Source organism: Thermophilibacter sp. ZX-H3 (assembly GCF_052599055.1).
The window spans coordinates 54552-72536 of record NZ_JBQXES010000004.1 but is presented as its reverse complement, the minus strand read 5'-3'; the positions used below and the strand labels follow the sequence as shown (position 1 = coordinate 72536).

Genomic DNA, 17985 nt, shown 5'->3' with positions numbered 1-17985 from the left:
CGCGAGGGGCACAAAGCGCGGGGAGAGAAGAGTTTTCTTCTCGCCCCGCGCTCGTCTTGTGTGAGGCGTGAGGTGCTACGCCATGAGCGCCATCTGGCGGGCGCGCTCCTTGAGGACGTCGACGGCCTCGTAGGGCTCCCAGACGTTGGTGACGGACTCGTCCATGGGGCACTGACCGCTCTTGGCGCGGTTGCTGATGTGGGGCACGAGGACGTCGTGGCTGACGAAGATGCCGGCGGCGAGAAGGACCGCACGACCGGTCCAGGACATGACGGGGGAGAAGACCGCCTCAGGTCCGAGCACGGCATAGAGGAGCGCAGGGGCCTTGCCGACGACCTTGTCGGCGACGGAGAAGCCCTTGAGGCTGCGGCCCTCGGCGATCATCTTGAGGAGCGGCTTCACGCCGCGCTCGTGGCAGACGACGATCTCGTCACCGCGAACGGCCACGAGGGTGGCGTCCTTGTTGGCGATGAGCAGGGCACGTGCAAGGTCGAGGTCGGTGGCGTCCATGTCTTCAATCCTCCCAGTCCGCGGGTGAATTCAGATCAAGCGGGTACTGTACCACAACGGCGGCCGCCCGCAACGCCGTTCGCCGAAACCGATACCACCTATGCCATTGGCGTCAGGTTTATTTGGCATGCCACTGGCGTCAGGTTTGTTTGGCGCGTTTGTTTGAGCGTCCTGTGCACAGAAAAGCGCGTGACTGACCTTTACTTACAGTTATCTATCAGTTATCTCCTTAACGAAATAGATAAATTATGAATTAGAGAACGAGAGGGAGAGGATGCGTGTCGAGTCATACCCTTGGAGCAGGTCGAAGGTAAGGGGGACGCATGGCACGGGCTGTCTCGGAGTCGGGAATCTACCACGTTGTATCGCGGGGGAGTGGTCGGCAGCTCATCTTTGAGGATGATGTCGATCGGATGTCATTCATTACCACGTTGGGCGAGAGCGCAAGGAGGGCGGGTGTTGACATCCTTGGATGGTGTCTCATGCCCAACCACGTTCATCTCATCCTGCTCGATTGCGAGCAGAGTCTCAGCGATGTCATGCAACGCGTGCTCACGAGCTATGCAAGGCGATTCAATTGCAGGACGGGACATGTGGGGCATGTCTTTCAGGGGAGATTCTCGAGCGCTCCGATAGAGGGAGAGCGATATCTGCTCGCTGCCGTCAGGTATCTTCACCTCAATCCTGAGAGGGCGGGAATCTGCTCGGCGGAGCAGTACGACTGGAGCAGCTATCGAGAGTATGCCGGCGGTGTGCCGAGGGTCGAGGTCGCCGACACCTCCCTCGTCCTTGAAATGCTTGGCGGCCAGTCGGGGTTTGTGGAGCTTTGCCGGGACGACGCCAAGGGGGTGGAGCCCTATGCCCCGATGGGGCTTTGTCGTGGAACGGACGAGGTTGTAATCGCGGCCCGTGGACTGCTGGATGACGCCGGCCTCGGAGATCCCGGCAAGGTGAAGGCGCTTCCGCAGGAGAGGAGGGACGAGGCGCTGAGGCTGCTGAGAGGTTCGGGCCTGTCTGCGAGGGCCGTCGAGCGGCTTACTGGGGTGGGGAGAGGCGTGGTTGAGCGTGTGACGGCGCGTGCCAAATAAACCTGACGCCACTGGCATGCCAAATAAACCTGACGCTACTGGCGTGACACTGGCACATTGGCATGCGAAAGGGGCCGCCACCCGAAGGTGACGGCCCCTGTGCCAAATAAACCTGACGCCAGTGGCGCGGGCGCTACTCGTTGAGCGCGGCGTTCACGGCGACGGCGCAGGCGACGGTCGCACCGACCATGGGGTTGTTGCCCATGCCGATGAGGCCCATCATGTCGACGTGCGCGGGCACCGAGGAGGAGCCGGCGAACTGGGCGCTGGAGTGCATGCGGCCCATGGTGTCGGTCATGCCGTAGGAGGCGGGGCCGGCGGCCATGTTGTCCGGGTGCAGGGTGCGGCCGGTGCCGCCGCCGGAGGCGACGGAGAAGTACTTCTTGCCGGCGAGCACGCGCTCCTTGAAGTAGGTGCCGGCAACCGGGTGCTGGAAGCGCGTCGGGTTGGTGGAGTTGCCGGTGATGGAGATGTCGACGTTCTCGTGCCACATGATGGCAACGCCCTCGCGGACGTCGTCAGCGCCGTAGCAGTTGACCGCGGCACGCGGGCCATCGGAGTACGGGATGGTCTCCACGACCTTGAGCTCGCTCGTGAAGTAGTCGAACTGGGTCTTCACGTAGGTGAAGCCGTTAATGCGGGCGATGATCTGGGCGGCGTCCTTGCCGAGGCCGTTCAGGATGACGCGCAGCGGCTTCTTGCGGGCCTTGTTGGCGTTGAGCGCGATGCCGATGGCGCCCTCGGCGGCCGCGAAGGACTCGTGGCCGGCCAGGAAGGCGAAGCACTCGGTGTCGTCGCCGAGGAGCATGGCGCCGAGGTCACCGTGGCCCTTGCCGACCTTGCGGTCCTCGGCGACGGAGCCGGGGACGCAGAAGGCCTGGAGGCCCTCGCCGATCATGGCGGCGGCCTCAGAGGCGCTCTTGGCGCCCTTCTTGATGGCGATGGCGCAGCCGCAGACGTAAGCCCACTTGGCGTTCTCGAACGCGATGGACTGGACGCCCTCGACGATCTCGCGCGGGTTCACGCCCTTGTCGAGGCAGATCTGCTCGGCCTCCTCGAGGGAGGAGATGCCGTTCTCAGCGAGCACCTTGTTGATCTTGTCGATGCGGCGCTCATAGCCCTCAAACGAAACTGCCATTTGGTTTTCCCTCCCTTTCTACTCGTGAACGGGGAAGACGTTGGCGACCGTGTGGGTCTCCTCGTCCGTGCGCGGATCGATGTACTTGGCGGCGTTCTCCCACTGGCCGTAGTGACCCATGGCGCCGGCGATGGCGTCCTCGGGGGTCTTGCCGGCCTTGAGGGCCTCGGTGAACTTGCCGAGGTTCAGGAACTCGAAGGCGATGATCTCGTTGTTCTCGTTGAGCGCCATGCGGGTGACGTAGCCCTGGGCGAGCTCGAGGTAACGGGCGCCCTTGGCCTTGGTGCCGAACATGGTGCCGACCTGCGTGCGCAGGCCCTTGCCGAGGTCGTCGAGGGAGGCGCCGACGGGCAGGCCGTCCTCGGAGAAGGCGGTCTGGGAGCGGCCGTAGACGATCTGGAGGAACAGCTCGCGCATGGCCACGTTGATGGCGTCGCACACGAGGTCGGTGTTCAGGGCCTCGAGGATGGTCTTGCCCGGGAGGATCTCGGAGGCCATGGCGGCAGAGTGGGTCATGCCGGAGCAGCCGAGGGTCTCGACGAGGCACTCCTCGATGACGCCCTCCTTGACGTTAAGGGTGAGCTTGCAGGCACCCTGCTGGGGCGCGCACCAGCCCACGCCGTGCGTGAGGCCGGAGATGTCCTTGATCTCCTTGGCCTGGACCCACTTGCCCTCCTCGGGGATGGGCGCGGGGCCGTGATATGCGCCCTTGGCGACCGGGCACATATTCTCGACTTCTGCGGAATACTGCATGTATTGCTCCTCTCCATGAATCTGTGCCGGTGCCATGCCCCGGCGCGAACGAACCGGTCCCCTCAGACCGGCCAGAGCCATGCGGCGGCCCAATGGGCAGCCCGTCCATAAGTTTACGGCAAAATGGCAGGGCGAGAAGGCCGCAGCGTCACGAATCTGCCGCGGGCGGACGTTCTTCTCGCCCCGCGGGCCCTGTCTGCTGCGGGCGGGCGCCTAGCGGAAGATCTCCCGATGCGTGCCCGTGCGCTGGAAGACGGCGAGGTTGTCGCGCACGGCCCATACGAGCAGCCAGTCCCCGGCGTTGCAGACGTGGCACTCGTTGGAGCCCGCCCACTGCCCGGCGAGCCGGTGCATGTTGTGCCTGCGGACGAGCTCCTGCCGGGCGGGGAGGGTGTTGGAGAGGATGAGGTTGATGACGTGCTCAAGGGCAAAGGGGTCGACATTCTTCCTCTCAAGTCGCTTGAGGTCGCGGGAGAATTTGGGGTCGAACTTGGCCTCGAGCCTTCCCATCATTGCATCGCCGCCTCGAGAAGCTCCCGGGCGTTCTTGTACCCGGTTCCCGGGACGTGGGCCGCAAAGATCTCCTCGGTCTCTCGGATGGCCTCGAGGGACTCCTCGTTGGGCTGCTCGCCGTCAAAGGTGATGGGGATGGAGCCGGTGCGGACCATGTAGGTCCAGAACGCGCGCGTCACCGACGCGAGGTCAAGCCCGAAGCTCCGGGCGACGTTCGCGGCGCCTTCCTTGAGGTTCTCGTCGACGCGAATGGCATAGCTCGTCATTTGTAGCTCCTTTGTAGTATTGGCATCGCTATATGTATAACCAGAATCGCACGATTCTATCCGTTTCCAATTGGTGAGCGCGGGCGTCCGCACGGCTGGGCGGCGCTATACTTTCCCACCATGGATACCGAGAAGAACATCGGCCCGGGCACGCGGCATGGGGAGGTCGCCGTGCCCCAGTGGGCCTGGAAGCTCTCCCTCGCCGCCTGCGCCGCCATCTGGGGCGGCTCGTTCGTGGTGATGAAGGACACACTGGACAACATCCCGCCCGCGTGGCTCATGGGCATACGATTTGCCGCGTCAGCCGTCATCGTGGGCGCGCTCTTCTGGCGGCGCCTGCGGGACAACCTCGACGGGAGCCACCTCGCCATGGGCGCGATCCTGGGCCTGGCGTCCGGGGCGGCCTTCGTGGTGCAGAACATCGGCCTCGATGACACCACGCCGGGCAGGAACGCCTTCCTCACGGCCACCTACTGCGTGATGACGCCGTTCATAAACTGGCTGGTCACGCGCCGGCGCCCCGATGGGGGCAACGTGCTCGCGGCGGTTCTCGCCATCGTGGGCGTGGGGCTGGTCGCGCTCGGCGACGACCTCTCGCTCATCATGAGCGGCGGCGACTGGATGACGCTCGTGGCGGCGGTGCTCTTCGCCGTGCACATCGTGCTCGTGGCGCGCTTCTCGTCGGCGCACGACGTGATGACGCTCACGGTGGTCCAGCTCGCCGTGAGCGCCGTGGTCGCGCTCGGAACGGCGCTCGTGCTGGAGACGCCGCCCGCCCCGGCGGTCTTCGCCTCCCCGGACACCTGGTTCTCCCTGGCATATCTGGTACTGCTCTCGTCCTGCGTGTGCATGGTGTTCCAGAACCTCGGCCAGGCGCACGTGCCACCCGCGCAGGCGTCGCTCCTGCTCTCGCTGGAGAGCGTCTTTGCCGTGGTGGCGAGCGTGCTCTTCTACCACGAGCTCATCACGCCTCGGATCGCGCTCGGCTTTGGCACGATCTTCGTTGCCGTGCTCGTGAGCGAGCTCGGCGTCAGGCGCCGCGCGCGGGGGTAACGCCGGGCCGCGGCGCGCGTTGCGGCTTCTGGGGTTCTGGCAGACGGCCACGGGGCCGCGTTGTCGAATGTGGGGTCGTGGCAATATTCGCGCTGCCACGACCCCCTTTTCCGCAGCGGGGGCGAGAAGAACCGCAGGTCGCGTCTCCGCGCCGCTGCCATAGCTGCCATATCGGCAACGTGAATTCGCCAAGAGCTGCCACAACCCTGTTCTTCTCAACGCGGACCAGGGCTATCCTGTACGCATCTTCGACTGACGGGAGAGGCCATGATTCAGGAGTTTGGCGCCGAGCACGTCTTCGACAACCACTTCGAGCCGCATGAGCCGGCTGTCGGCTCCTATGTCCTGCACTTTCGCGAGGGCGGCTGCCTCACCCACGTGACGCACGTGGGCGGGACCGACGCCGATGCGGGGGACGCGGGGGAGGAGATCGAGCTTCCGCGTCTGGCGGACTACCCGCGCAGGCCCGCCCACATGACGTATCTCTTCTCGCTCGGGGAGGAGCGGTTCTTCCTCGCCCTCGACGACAGGGTGGCGACGCCGGCCGGCTTCACGTACGAGTCCGTCAACTGGCTGCGCCGGGCCGAGCCGCAGCACCTGCTCTTCGCCGCTGCCACGGCGTCCCAGCTGGACCGGTGGTACCGAGAGAACCGCTACTGCGGCCGCTGCGGCGCGCCGACGGAGCTCGCGCCCGCGAGCCGGGAGATCGTGTGCCCCGAGTGCGCCAGGATCGTGTACCCCAAGATCTGCCCGGGCGTCATCTGCGCGGTGGTGAGCCGCGGCGAGGACCCCGCGGACGATCGCATCGTACTCACGCGCTACGCGGGGAGGACCACCGCGCTCTGGGCGCTCGTCGCCGGGTTCACCGAGATCGGCGAGCCCCTCGAGGGGACCGTTCGTCGCGAGGTCATGGAGGAGGTCGGGCTCTCCGTCAAGAACCTGCGCTTCTACAAGAGCCAGCCCTGGAGCTTCACCGACACGCTCATGGTCGGCTTCTGGTGCGAGGTGGACGGCGATGACGCCCTGCGCGTGGACCACTCAGAGCTCAAGGAGGCCCGCTGGTTCAGGCGTGACGAGATTCCCCCGGAGCGCGCGGGTGACCGCGCGAGCATGACCGGGGAGATGATCGAGCGCTTCCGCCTCATGGGGCGGGCCGCCTGGGAGTAGCCCCCCTGGCTGCGGACTGGCGAGAAGAACGATGCGCCGCACCACCGTCGCTCGCCGAGGGTGTGCGAGCGGGGCAGTGCGGCGCGTGGCATGCCGGAGCAAGAAGAGTGACTAACCGCTAGCCTCGCTTCTCGTAGTTCCTCTCGCGGATCTCGCCGAGGGTGCGCTCGGCCTGCTCCTCCTCGGGGGTCATGTAGTCGATGATGTCCCCCGGCTTGCAGTTGAGGACCTGGCAGAGGGCCTCAAGCGTGGAGAAGCGCATTCCCCTGATGTGGCCGTTCTTGATGTTGGAGAGGTTGACCGTGGAGGTGCCAACTCTCTTGGCAAGCTCCGTCGACGTAATCTTTCTCTCGGCCATGACACGGTCAAGTCGCATGACGATAGGCAACTTTTTCACCTCCAGAACGGCGTTCATTTCGTCTAACAATACTAAACGAAAGCGTCGGAATCTTCCTTGAGGGCATCTCCATACCGAACGACCATCGCAAGGCAGACGAGAAAGACGACCATCACGACGACTTTGAGGTCGGGACCAGATTGGGGAACAATTACCGCACCAGAAGAGGTGGAAATTGGGTTGAAAGTGGGGACAAAGCAGTCAATCAGGGTCCTTATCGCAAGAAACAGTGCTGCACCAGACAACCTGAACGATTGCTTTGTTTCGAAAGGGGAATCTGCTTTTCGGAATCTCCGGAGGAATTCTGCTAGAAGGAATACTGCGCCCGTGGTTGAAACATGGGAAATTAGGGCAAGCGTCGGAAATACATATCGAACAGATTCAGAAATAAATGATGAAAGAGCCACGATGAGAACGATTAGAGCGAGTAGGCAGTATGCAAATAGTGCATACAAAAAAGTTGCTCCAATTGCTGAAATCTTGCACGCATATCCGTACTCTTTCTTGATTTTCTCAGGCATATCAATACTCCTAGATACCAATTACAATTCCGTTTATGTCGACGCAGAACCCATTGCGCCCCTCAATCTCAAACAGCATGTGAATCACCTCCCTTCGGAGAATCGCTGCCGCAGGCGCTCGCCAAGGCGGTCGTAGTACGCGCTCGGGAGCGCGCAGTACGGGTCGCATCCGGCGAGGCTGCCCGTGGACATGAGCGCCCGCGCGCGGCACCCTCCACCGCACATCGGACGCCGGCTGCAGGCGTCACAGCGATCGAACTTCCTGGCGTCGAGCTCGGCAAACTGGCGCGCGACCTCACCGCCCATGATCTTCTCGGCATCGTCGGAAAAGGCGTTGCCCATGGCGAGGCGACGGTCGTGCAGCATGTGGCAGGGGTAGACCGTTCCGTCCGTGGCAACGCTGAGCGTTCGGACGCCCGCGCCGCAGGACCTGCGGACCCCGAGCGAACCTCCCCCAGGCAGGTCGTCCCCGTAGTCGAGCCCGTCATCGGCGGCGGTACGGCCCAGGTCGGCGAGCTGGTCGTCGTTGATCGCAAACTCTCCGAGCTCGGAGAGGGGAGCGGTGAGCATGCTGAACCCCACGCTTGCGCCCAGCTTGCGCGCGACGTCCCGATAGCGGTCCATGTCCTCGAGGTTGCGCCCGTGAATCGTCGGGAGGACCCGCACCGCGATTCCCGCCCTGCGGATCGTCTTGACTGCGGCAGCAAGTCGGTCGAAGTTCTGCTCCCCACGCAGATGGGCGTCGGCGTCCTGCGAGCACCCGTCGAACGCGACGCCAATGCAGCTCACGACGTCGGCAAGCGGCGCCACGTTCTTCTCGCTGACGAGCAGTCCGTTGGTGAGAACGACTATCTCTACGATCCCCGCAGTGGCGGCGGCGCGGGCGATGTCGGGGAGGTCGCCCCGGAGGAACGGCTCACCGCCCGAGATGACGAGGCGCTCCGCCCCAAGCGAGGCGAGTACCCCGATTGCCCTGTCCAGGTGCTCGGCCGAGGGGTCAGGCAGGAGGTTCCTGTCGTCGCCTTCCGAGTAGCAGAACCTGCAGCGAAGGTTGCAGCGCTGCGTAACGTGCAGGTATGCGGAGCGCACGCGTTCGCGACGCGTCGTGGAACATTCCGAGGAGGCGAGGTAGCCCCCACGTCGCAGGTGCTCTACGAGCGACTCGCATTCGGCGGGAATCCCGTCCGCCGCAACGTCGTGCTCTGACATCTTCCGGCAGAGCGTCTCGCCCGCGCCCGTGAGTCCGATGACCCCGCCCGTCTCCAGGTTGCCCACCATGGGGATGCCTCCCAGAGAGAAGAGCTCGACGTGATCGGCAAGTCTCATGTCCCCTCCTCCAATGGCGCCGGATATGATGTTTATTATGATACGGGGTCAATATATAGGTTTAAGTACTTTTCTGCTAACGGTACAAACATCTTGGAAAATATTCCTCAGCGTCATCTTGAAGATTAAGATAGTTATTTATAAAAAGATAACTAGGGGGATGGGAGACATACCCCCTACCACATTTTTGTGACGAGGGATGGCATACCGTGAGCTTATGGTCACCTAAGCGTTTGAAAAGTGAGCGCTGGCGGGCATCTCGGGGTGAGTGGTCACGCGTGCCTTGCGCGAAGGACAAACTTCTCAATTGCCTCCGCCACTCCGCCAGCGTCGTTGTTGTCTCGGCAAACGTAGTCCGCGGCAGCCCTGGTCTCGTCCGTCGCATTCGCCACGGCCACGCCAAGGCCGGCGGCACGGATCATGGGGATGTCGTTAGAGCTGTCGCCGATCGCCATCGTCTCCTCGGGCGGGATGCCGAGCATCCGCGCGAGCTCGAGCAGCCCGGCGCCCTTGTTGATGCCCGGGGCGTTGAACTCGAGGTACCGGTTCGAGGAATAGACGACCTCGAGTCCCTCCGTGAGGCCCAGGTCAGCAAGCTCGTCGGCGATTGAGCGCAGAAGGTCCATGTCGAGGCTCATGAAGAGGAGCTTGACCACGCGCTCCCCGGTTCGGGCGAGAAAGCCCAGGTCCTTCTCGTCCGTCTCGACGATGTTCATACGCCCGCCGATGTAGGAGCGCTCCTCGGGGAGGTAGTTGCTCACGTAGACGTGGTCAAGCGTGTAGAGGTGCATGCAGAACCCGCGTCGGGCGCCGAACGCGTAGAGCTCTGCGGCGCGCCGCGCGTCGAGTCCGCATGAGGTGAGCGGCTCAGGTCGGGAGTTCTCGGTGATGACGCCGCCGTTGAAGGAGAGGACATACTCGCCCGGCGTGTCGGAGAGGCCCAGCTCGTCGAGCGTGCCTGCCACCGAGGCGAAGGGTCGCCCCGTCGCGGGGACGAAGCGCACGCCGCGCTCGCGGGCGGCGGAGATGGCGGCGCGGACGCGCTCGGGCACGTGATGGCCGGAGTCGAGCAGCGTCTCGTCAAGATCGGAGGCGATGAGGCGGTACATGGTTCCTCCCTGGCAGGGGCGTCATGACCCGCTCAGGGTACTCCGTCTGGCGCCAGATGGCGAGCCCCGCCACGTTTGCTCGTGCAAACTCCGACGGCCATAGGTGCCCCATATTCACCATCACCCTATCTACCAGCAGAAACGCAGTGACGGTCATCGATGGGGCCAAATTGCGCGCCGCGTTTGCTCGTGCAAACTCGAGGGAGGGGAGGGAGGAGGGAAGGACAGGAGAGGCAGTGCGCGTGGCGAGAAGAACCCGCCGCCCGTCCGTCGCCGCGCGCCGTCCGCGGAATCGATTGTTTCGGGTCCGAATCCTAATGTGGACCGTAGCGTCATCTATGGCATAGTGCGACGTATCGCGCCCGCTGGGGGCGCTCGACCATCAAGGGGGTCCGGCAATGGTACGGCATGGGGCTGCTGTCATTCGAGTTACCGAGCGCGCGTCCGCGCTCGTGCTTCTCGGCAGCCGGGACCTCCTGCTTGCCAAGGCCAACCTACTCGACCTAACCAGCGCGCGCTAGGGTTAGCACGCCCCTGCGCGCGCCAGCTGTGCCGCCGTCTCCCCGAGGGGACGGGGCACTTTTTGTGATCAGCCCCGCCGCCCTGCGGCCCTCCCCACGAAGGCATCGGAGAAAGGCACTCACATGACCAGGAAGATCCACATCTTTGACACCACCCTGCGCGACGGCGAGCAGAGCCCCGGCGCGTCCATGAACACCGAGGAGAAGCTCGTCATCGCCCAGCAGCTCATCCGCATGGGCGTGGACGTCATCGAGGCGGGCTTCCCCATCTCCTCGCCGGGCGACTTCCGCTCCGTGCAGGAGATCGGCCGCATCGCCGGTGACGACTGCGTGGTCTGCGGCCTCACGCGCGCCGTCGAGAAGGACATCGACCGCGCGGCCGAGGCGCTCAAGACCGCCAAGCGCCCGCGCATCCACACCGGCATCGGCGTCTCGCCCTCCCACCTGCGCGACAAGCTGCGCATCACCGAGGACGAGTGCGTCGAGCGGGCCATCCACTGCGTGGAGTACGCCAAGAAGTACGTCGAGGACGTCGAGTTCTACGCCGAGGACGCCGGCCGCGCCGACCAGGCCTTCCTCGAGCGCGTGATCCAGGCTGTCGTGAAGGCCGGCGCCACCGTGGTGAACATCCCGGACACCACGGGCTACCAGCTGCCCGAGGACTTCGGTCGCCGCATCAAGGGCCTCGCGGACAACGTTATTGGCATCGAGGACGTCATCATCTCCGTGCACACCCACAACGACCTCGGCATGGCCACGGCGCTCGCCCTCCAGGGCGTCAAGAACGGCGCCCGCCAGATCGAGTGCACGATCAACGGCCTGGGCGAGCGCGCCGGCAACACCGCGCTCGAGGAGGTCGTGATGGCCATCAAGATGCACGGCGAGGAGCTGGACGCCCACACCGACATCGTGACCACCGAGCTCACGCGCGCGAGCCACCTCGTCTCCCGCATCACGGGCATGAGCGTCCAGGCCAACAAGGCCATCGTGGGCGCCAACGCCTTCGCGCACTCCTCGGGCATCCACCAGGACGGCGTCCTCAAGGCCCGCAACACCTACGAGATCATCGACCCCGCCGACGTGGGCGCGGCCGGCTCCGAGATCATTCTCTCCGCCCGCTCCGGCCACGCCGCGCTGCGCCACCGCCTGGCGGAGCTGGGCTACACCTTCGAGGACGCCGAGTTCGACGAGGTCTACCAGCGCTTCCTGGAGATCGCGGACCAGAAGAAGGAGGTCTACGACGAGGACCTCGAGTCCATGGTCCAGGAGCGCCAGCGCGACGTCGCGGCCGTCTACACGCTCGAGGCGCTGCAGGTCTCCTGCGGCGACCCGCTGATCCCCACGGCCACGGCCACGATCACTGACGAGCTGGGCGTGCGCCACGTGGTCGCCGCCACCGGCACCGGCCCCGTCGACGCCGCCTACCAGGCCATTGACAAGGTCGTGGCGGTCCACGGCGACCTCGCGGAGTTCTCCGTCAAGGCCATCACCCGCGGCATCGACGCCATCGGCGAGGTCACGGTGCGCATCACGGCCGAGGACGGCAAGGTCTACACCGGCCGCGGCGCCGACAACGACATCATCGTCTCCAGCGCCAAGGCCTACGTGAACGCCATCAACCGCATGATCCAGACCGCTCGCTCGAAGGAGGGCAAGTAAATGGCACGTCCCCAGACCATGGCCGAGAAGATCCTCGCCGCCCACGCGGGGCTTGAGGAGGTCGTCCCCGGGCAGCTCGTCGAGTGCGACCTCGACCTCGTTCTCGCCAACGACATCACCGCCCCTATCGCCATCAAGACCGTGCGCGAGATTGGCGCCGGCGTCTTCGACAAGGACAAGATCTGCCTCGTGCCCGACCACTATGCCCCCAACAAGGACATCAAGAGCGCCGAGCAGACCAAGGTCACCCGCGACTTTGCCCACGAGTACCAGATCACGCACTACTACGAGCAGGGCTGCATGGGCATCGAGCACGCGCTTCTTCCCGAGCGTGGCATCGTGGTGCCCGGCGACCTCGTGATTGGCGCCGACTCCCACACCTGCACCTACGGCGGCATCGGCGCCTTCTCCACCGGCGTGGGCTCCACGGACGCCGGCGTGGGCATGGCCACCGGACGCGCGTGGTTCAAGGTTCCCGAGACCATCCGCATCGAGGTCGAGGGCGAGCTGCCCGAGGGGGCCTCGGCCAAGGACATCATCCTCCACGTCATCGGCAAGATCGGCGTGGATGGCGCCCTCTACTGCGCGATGGAGTTCGCGGGCTCCACGATCGAGGCGCTCTCCGTGGAGGGCCGCCTCACCATCGCCAACATGGCCATCGAGGCCGGCGGCAAGGCGGGCCTCTTCGAGGTCGACGACAAGTGCCGCGAGTACGTGAGCCGTCGCTCGCAGCGTCCCATCGTCGAGTACCACCCCGATCCCAACGCGGCCTACAAGCAGGTCATCCACATCGACGCCGCCGACGTGGTGCCCACCGTCGCCTGGCCGCACCTGCCCTCCAACACGCACCCCGTGGCCGAGAGCCGTGACATCAAGATCGACCAGGTGGTCATTGGCTCATGCACCAACGGACGGATCGAGGACATGCGCGCCGCGGCCGACGTCCTCTGCGGACGCACCGTCGCCGATGGCGTGCGCTGCATCGTGATCCCCGCGACGCAGGGGGTCTGGCTCGAGTGCGTCCACGAGGGCCTGATGGACATCTTTATCAACGCGCACTGCGTGGTGTCCACGCCCACGTGCGGCCCGTGCCTCGGCGGCTACATGGGCATCCTCGCGGCGGGGGAGCGCTGCGTCTCCACCACCAACCGCAACTTCGTCGGCCGCATGGGTGACCCGACGTCCGAGGTCTACCTCGCGAGCCCGGCTGTCGCGGCCGCGTCCGCTGTGGCGGGCCACATCGCCCTGCCGTCGGACCTGTAAGTCACCTCCGGGAGCCCCGGCCCCGCTCCAGAGCCGCCCTCGCGGCTCGTCCGTAGCGGAGACGGGGCTTCTCTGCGTCCACGTTCTTCTCGTGCGCTGAGACGGTTGCCTCGCCCGGCGTCCCGCCCCGTGCCCTGGGCCGCCTCGCCCGGCACTCTTCTTAATTAAGATATTTATTACATGAAAAAACATGTAGCAACTCATGTCTCCAGCCGGAATTCGGTCGATGCGACCCAGTTCCTACATGCTTTTCCATGTAATAAATATATGAATCATATGGAGTCTCGCTAGATGAAGGGACTGGCGAGAAGGACGGCGGGTTCGACTCCGCGCGCGGCGCCCCGGGGGAGATATCGACCCGAGCGAGGCAGAATTCCGTTTCAGCTCGAAGAACCCGTCCCCCTTTACGTTTGGTTAGGCTGAGACGCGCGCTACAATCGCCCCACGGCAAAGACTCCCGGTGGAGGTCCCGCGATGGCGCGAACCGCGGCAAGACGGTCCCTTCCCGGCCTCACGTTCTTCTCGGCTGCGCAGGGTCGTGGGACATGTCCCGCGCGCAGTTTTGCGAAGCAACTGTTTGAGCACGGGGCATGTCCCACGACCCGGGCACCTGGCAGAAAGGACAACGATGCAGTTCAAGGGAACCGTCTTCCGCTACGGACGCGACATCGACACCGACGTCATCATCCCGGCACGCTACCTCAACACCTCCGACCCGGCAGAGCTTGCCGCGCACTGCCTCGAGGATCTCGATCCCACTTTCGTGAGCCGCGTGGGCCCCGGCGACATCGTCGTGGCCGAGGAGAACTTCGGCTGCGGCTCCAGTCGCGAGCACGCGCCCGTGGCCATCAAGGCGGCGGGCGTCTCCTGCGTCATCGCCAAGAGCTTCGCGCGCATCTTCTACCGCAACTCCATCAACATGGGCCTGCCCATCCTCGAGTGCCCCGAGGCCGTCGACGCCATCTCTGACGGCGACGTGGTCTCCGTGGACGCGGACACCGGCACCATCACTGACGAGACGACGGGCGCCGTCTTCCATGCGCAGCCGTTCCCTCCGTTCATCCAGGAGATCATCAACGACGGCGGCCTCGTCGCGCGCACCAAGCGCGTCATGGCTCAGAAGGGTGGCAACTAGCATGGCCTCTACGACCTATCGCGTCTGCACGCTGCCGGGCGACGGCATCGGCCCCGAGATCATCGCCGAGGGCAAGAAGGTCCTCGCGGCGCTGGGCGAGAAGTACGACGTTGAGTTCGTCTGCGAGGACCACCTGATCGGCGGCGCGGCGATCGACGCGACCGAGGCCGCGGGCGGCCCCGTCTCGGCGCTGCCGGCCGAGACGCTCGAGGCGGCAAAGGCGGCCGACGCCGTCCTTCTCGCCGCGGTGGGCGGCCCCAAGTGGACCGACACGCGCGTGGGCGCCGTCCGTCCCGAGCAGGGGCTTCTCGCCATCCGCAAGGAGCTGGGCCTCTACCTCAACCTGCGCCCGGTGCGCATGTTCGACGCGCTGATCGACGCATCCACGCTCAAGCGCGAGGTGCTCACGGGCGTTGACCTCATCATCGTTCGTGAGCTCACGGGCGGCCTCTACTTTGGCGGCCACGAGCGCACGATGGGCGTCGAGGGCGCCGGCGTGGGCGGCGCGCGCGGCGAGTACGCGCGCGACATCCTCGAGTACTCCGAGTACGAGGTCGACCGCGTGGTGCGCTGGGCCTTTGACGCGGCGCGCCGCCGCAGGGGCGTGGTGCACTCCGTGGACAAGGCCAACGTGCTCGACACCTCCCGCATGTGGCGCGAGGTGGCGCACAACATCGCCGCCGAGTACCCCGACGTGCGCCTCGAGGACATGTACGTGGACAACGCCGCGATGCAGCTCATCACCAACCCGGCGCAGTTCGACGTGCTCGTGACCGAGAACACCTTCGGCGACATCCTCTCCGACGAGGCCTCCATGCTCACGGGCTCGCTCGGCATGCTCGCCTCCGCGAGCCTGGGCGACGGCACGGCCCTCTATGAGCCGAGCCACGGCTCCGCTCCGGACATCGCTGGTCAGGGCATCGCCAACCCGATTGCGCAGATTCTCTCGGTGGAGCTCATGCTGCGCTACAGCTTTGGCATGGACGACGCCGCCGACGAGCTGGCCGCCGCGGTCACGCGCGTGCTCGACGAGGGCTGGCGCACCGTGGACATCGCAGACGAGAGCACGCCGGCCGAGAAGGTCCTCGGCACCGCCGCGATGGGCGACAAGATCGTGGAGGCCCTGGGCTAGACGCTCCGGGTTGGCGGGAGGCCCCTGTCCCCGTGCTCAGACAGCTTCGCCGCGCAAAGGGCGCGCGGCTGCAGAACTGCGCGCGGGAACAGGGGCCTCCCGCCGTCTTGTCCATCCGGCAGGGCTACCTGCAGGATTGGGCGCTGTGACAAGAACTCGCGGCGGACCTTCTCGGCCTCCCGTCGTAGCGGCTATCCGGCAGGGCTGATGGTGACGGTCCCGCTTCTCCCGCCCTATTGAGTAAAAATACTCGCTGTATTGAGTATTTTTACTCAATAGGACGTCTAGCTTGATGCCCATCCCCGTTCCGTTGGGATGCGCATAGGCGCATCCCGTCGTGTCGGCGGCGGTTGAGCGTGCAATCACCGGGATAGTGTGAAAACGTTCGAGGGCTTTGTGCAATCGCCGGGATAGTGTGAAGCTTTTTTGCGGGTTCCTCTGGTAGTGAGTCAACAAAAGCCCAGATGGCGATTTGCCTGCGTGACCCCAGAGGATCGCGTGCCAAACGTTGGTGTCAGAGCACCCCTGAAAAGGGGTGTGGCCACCGCCTAGAATCTTCAGTTACCACGCTGACAGAGACTTGGGAGATGACCACATGGACACTTTACAGCAGGGTGCGGCGCCGATGGCGCTGGCCGACATGCCGATGACCGCCGACGGCACGATCGACTTCAGGCGGCTCGCCGTCGGGCTCGTGGAGGGCTGCGTCAACGCCGCGATGGAGATGGCGGTCGAGGAGGTCGCCGGCGAGCAGGGCGTGCGCCGCAACGGCTACCGCGAGCGCCGCCTGATGACGGTGATCGGCGAGATCACCCTCAGGATCCCGAGGCTGCGCGAGGGCAGCTACTTCCCCGAGGAGGTCCTGCGGCCCTACTCGCGCACCGACCGGGCGATGGTGGGCGCGATAGCCGAGATCTACAGGCTGGGGCTCTCCACCCGCAAGATCGAGCGGGCCGCCGCCGACCTCGAGTTCGGGCGGCTCAGCCCCTCGGCGGTCTCGAGGATGTGCGCGACGCTCGACGACGACGTGGCGTCCGTGCGCGAGGCCGAGTTCTCGCAGCGCTTCCCGTACCTGTGGCTCGACGCGACCTACGTGAGCTGCCGCGAGGGCGGGCGGGTCGAGGGCAGGGCCGTGGTCACGGCGATCGCCGCCGGCGAGGACGGCTCCAGGCGCTACGTCGGGCTGGACTACGTCGACGTGGAGTCCCACGAGTCGTGGAGGGAGTTCCTGCGGGGCCTCAGGCGCCGGGGCGTCTCGGGCGTCGCCCTCGTGGTCTCGGACGCCCACGCCGGCCTCAGGCGGGCGGTGCGGGAGGTCTTCCCCGGGTCCTGCTGGCAGCGCTGCGTGGCGCACCTGATGCGCGACGTCGCCGGGCGCTTCCGCAGGCGCGACGACCGCGGGCGCGCCCTCGCGGCGCTCTCGGCCGTCTTCCGCGAGCGCGACCCGGCGCTGGTGAGGGCCGCCTACGACCGGGCCGTCGAGGAGATCGGCCGGCTCGAGCCCAGGGCGGCGGAGCTGCTCGAGGACGCCCGCGAGGACGCGCTGGCCTACCTCGCCTTCCCCGCCGAGCACAGGCTCAGGATCCGCACCAACAACGTGCAGGAGCGCGCCAACCGCGAGATAAAGCGCAGGACCGACGCGGTGCAGGTCTTCCCCTCGTCGCGCTCGCTGGTGCGCCTGGTGGGGGCCGCGCTGGCCGACCAGAACGACGAGTGGGCGGCCGGTCACTTCATGGACGCCGCCGGGATGCGCGACCTGGGGCGCGACGCGGAGTCCCCCGCGCCCACCGAGGAGACGCTGCGCAGGGCGGAGGTGATAGTGCTAGAGGCGATGCGCGCGGCGGCCTAGGCGCTACAATCGGGCCGAAACGGGCGTGGCCCGACACCAACATTCGGCACACAACCCCCCAGAGCGGCCCTAGGTGTCGAAAATGCTTCGCACTATCCCGGTGATTGCACGGTGCGGCGGGATTCTTTCACACTATCCCGGTGATTGCACAAAGTTCTGCGCCAGAGCTTGCAAGACGGCGGCGCTAGACCGTGATTTCCACCTGGCTGCCCTCGGGACCGAGGACGCAGGACTCGTAGTAGCCGTCGCCCGTGGTGCGCGGTCCGCTTACGACCTCGTAACCCGCCGCGGCGAGCTCGGCGGTGAGGCGGTCGACCTCGGTCTTGGAGCCGACCGAGAGGGCGGCGTGCGCCCAACCGGTTCGCGCGAGGTCCTTCTCGGCATCCGTCATGCCCGGCTTGGTCATGACCTCGAGGCACGCCCCACCATCGAAGGTGAGGAAGTAGGAGCGAAAGCCCGTCCTCGGGTTGTGATACCCGTCTCCGGCGACGGCGCCGAAGAAGCGGACGAAGAAGTCCCGCGCCCCCTCGAGGTCGTTGACGTAGAGCGCGACATGCTCGATTCTCATGGGCCCCTCCGATGCCG

The 17985-nt window shown here is 65.6% G+C and carries 19 protein-coding genes; 9 read left to right on the top strand and 10 right to left on the bottom strand.

The features are described from left to right. Window positions 1–75: 75 nt before the first annotated feature. Entirely contained in the window at window positions 76–510 is a 435-nt protein-coding gene (locus tag ACULPM_RS02865; RefSeq protein WP_167929998.1) for a DUF1893 domain-containing protein, read from the bottom strand. 323 nt (window positions 511–833) lie between these two features. On the opposite strand from ACULPM_RS02865, the gene ACULPM_RS02860 reads away from it, so the two are divergent. Next, window positions 834–1598 (top strand): transposase, encoded by a 765-nt coding sequence (locus ACULPM_RS02860; RefSeq protein ID WP_445331752.1) that lies wholly within the window; start codon window positions 834–836, stop codon window positions 1596–1598. 133 nt (window positions 1599–1731) lie between these two features. On the opposite strand, the gene ACULPM_RS02855 is transcribed toward ACULPM_RS02860, so the two are convergent. The 4 genes from ACULPM_RS02855 to ACULPM_RS02840 all read right to left on the bottom strand — a co-directional run bounded on the left by ACULPM_RS02855 (window position 1732) and on the right by ACULPM_RS02840 (window position 4268). After that, window positions 1732–2736 (bottom strand): GGGtGRT protein, encoded by a 1005-nt coding sequence (locus ACULPM_RS02855; RefSeq protein WP_087219244.1) that lies wholly within the window; start codon window positions 2734–2736, stop codon window positions 1732–1734. Window positions 2737–2754: 18 nt separating this feature from the next. Next, on the bottom strand, window positions 2755–3489 hold the full coding sequence (locus tag ACULPM_RS02850; RefSeq protein WP_087315670.1) for an iron-sulfur cluster assembly scaffold protein: 735 nt from the start codon (window positions 3487–3489) through the stop codon (window positions 2755–2757). Between the two features lie 213 nt (window positions 3490–3702). Beyond that, window positions 3703–4002 (bottom strand): type II toxin-antitoxin system RelE/ParE family toxin, encoded by a 300-nt coding sequence (locus ACULPM_RS02845; RefSeq protein WP_167929996.1) that lies wholly within the window; start codon window positions 4000–4002, stop codon window positions 3703–3705. Then, window positions 3999–4268, bottom strand: a complete 270-nt coding sequence (locus ACULPM_RS02840; RefSeq protein WP_445331753.1) for a type II toxin-antitoxin system RelB/DinJ family antitoxin — start codon at window positions 4266–4268, stop codon at window positions 3999–4001. The genes ACULPM_RS02845 and ACULPM_RS02840 overlap by 4 nt, the downstream gene beginning before the upstream one ends. A gap of 171 nt (window positions 4269–4439) precedes the next feature. Between ACULPM_RS02840 and ACULPM_RS02835 the strand changes: the two genes are divergently transcribed. Together ACULPM_RS02835 and nudC are read left to right on the top strand one after the other, a co-directional pair. Then, on the top strand, window positions 4440–5321 hold the full coding sequence (locus ACULPM_RS02835; protein WP_445331754.1) for a DMT family transporter: 882 nt from the start codon (window positions 4440–4442) through the stop codon (window positions 5319–5321). 267 nt (window positions 5322–5588) lie between these two features. Then, entirely contained in the window at window positions 5589–6488 is a 900-nt protein-coding gene (gene nudC, locus ACULPM_RS02830; RefSeq protein ID WP_445331755.1) for an NAD(+) diphosphatase, read from the top strand. 118 nt (window positions 6489–6606) lie between these two features. Here nudC and ACULPM_RS02825 read toward each other — a convergent pair whose 3' ends face one another. The 4 genes from ACULPM_RS02825 to ACULPM_RS02810 form a co-directional block, all read right to left on the bottom strand. Continuing rightward, the gene (locus ACULPM_RS02825; RefSeq protein WP_167929992.1) at window positions 6607–6876 is read right to left on the bottom strand and encodes a helix-turn-helix domain-containing protein; all 270 of its coding nucleotides are present in this window, start codon (window positions 6874–6876) and stop codon (window positions 6607–6609) included. 41 nt (window positions 6877–6917) lie between these two features. Next, a complete protein-coding gene (locus ACULPM_RS02820; RefSeq protein ID WP_445331756.1) occupies window positions 6918–7406 on the bottom strand; it encodes a hypothetical protein in 489 nt (162 codons plus the stop codon). Window positions 7407–7490: 84 nt separating this feature from the next. Further along, on the bottom strand, window positions 7491–8732 hold the full coding sequence (locus tag ACULPM_RS02815) for a radical SAM protein (RefSeq protein WP_445331757.1): 1242 nt from the start codon (window positions 8730–8732) through the stop codon (window positions 7491–7493). Window positions 8733–9004: 272 nt separating this feature from the next. Beyond that, window positions 9005–9841: a Cof-type HAD-IIB family hydrolase gene (locus tag ACULPM_RS02810; protein WP_445331758.1), complete on the bottom strand. Its 837-nt coding sequence runs from the start codon at window positions 9839–9841 to the stop codon at window positions 9005–9007. A gap of 398 nt (window positions 9842–10239) precedes the next feature. Between ACULPM_RS02810 and ACULPM_RS02805 the strand changes: the two genes are divergently transcribed. From ACULPM_RS02805 to ACULPM_RS02780, 6 genes are all read left to right on the top strand, one after another. Next, on the top strand, window positions 10240–10362 hold the full coding sequence (locus ACULPM_RS02805; protein ID WP_286163279.1) for a hypothetical protein: 123 nt from the start codon (window positions 10240–10242) through the stop codon (window positions 10360–10362). 123 nt (window positions 10363–10485) lie between these two features. Then, a complete protein-coding gene (locus ACULPM_RS02800; protein WP_445331759.1) occupies window positions 10486–12021 on the top strand; it encodes a 2-isopropylmalate synthase in 1536 nt (511 codons plus the stop codon). Beyond that, the gene (gene leuC, locus ACULPM_RS02795; RefSeq protein WP_167929987.1) at window positions 12022–13284 is read left to right on the top strand and encodes a 3-isopropylmalate dehydratase large subunit; all 1263 of its coding nucleotides are present in this window, start codon (window positions 12022–12024) and stop codon (window positions 13282–13284) included. A gap of 628 nt (window positions 13285–13912) precedes the next feature. Continuing rightward, the gene (locus tag ACULPM_RS02790) at window positions 13913–14419 is read left to right on the top strand and encodes a 3-isopropylmalate dehydratase small subunit (RefSeq protein WP_167929986.1); all 507 of its coding nucleotides are present in this window, start codon (window positions 13913–13915) and stop codon (window positions 14417–14419) included. A gap of 1 nt (window position 14420) precedes the next feature. Then, window positions 14421–15551: a 3-isopropylmalate dehydrogenase gene (gene leuB, locus ACULPM_RS02785; RefSeq protein ID WP_167929985.1), complete on the top strand. Its 1131-nt coding sequence runs from the start codon at window positions 14421–14423 to the stop codon at window positions 15549–15551. 595 nt (window positions 15552–16146) lie between these two features. Continuing rightward, window positions 16147–17400 (top strand): IS256 family transposase, encoded by a 1254-nt coding sequence (locus ACULPM_RS02780; RefSeq protein ID WP_167931235.1) that lies wholly within the window; start codon window positions 16147–16149, stop codon window positions 17398–17400. Window positions 17401–17584: 184 nt separating this feature from the next. Here the strand turns inward: ACULPM_RS02780 and ACULPM_RS02775 are convergent, their stop codons facing one another. After that, the gene (locus tag ACULPM_RS02775; RefSeq protein ID WP_445331760.1) at window positions 17585–17968 is read right to left on the bottom strand and encodes a VOC family protein; all 384 of its coding nucleotides are present in this window, start codon (window positions 17966–17968) and stop codon (window positions 17585–17587) included. Window positions 17969–17985 lie beyond the last annotated feature (17 nt).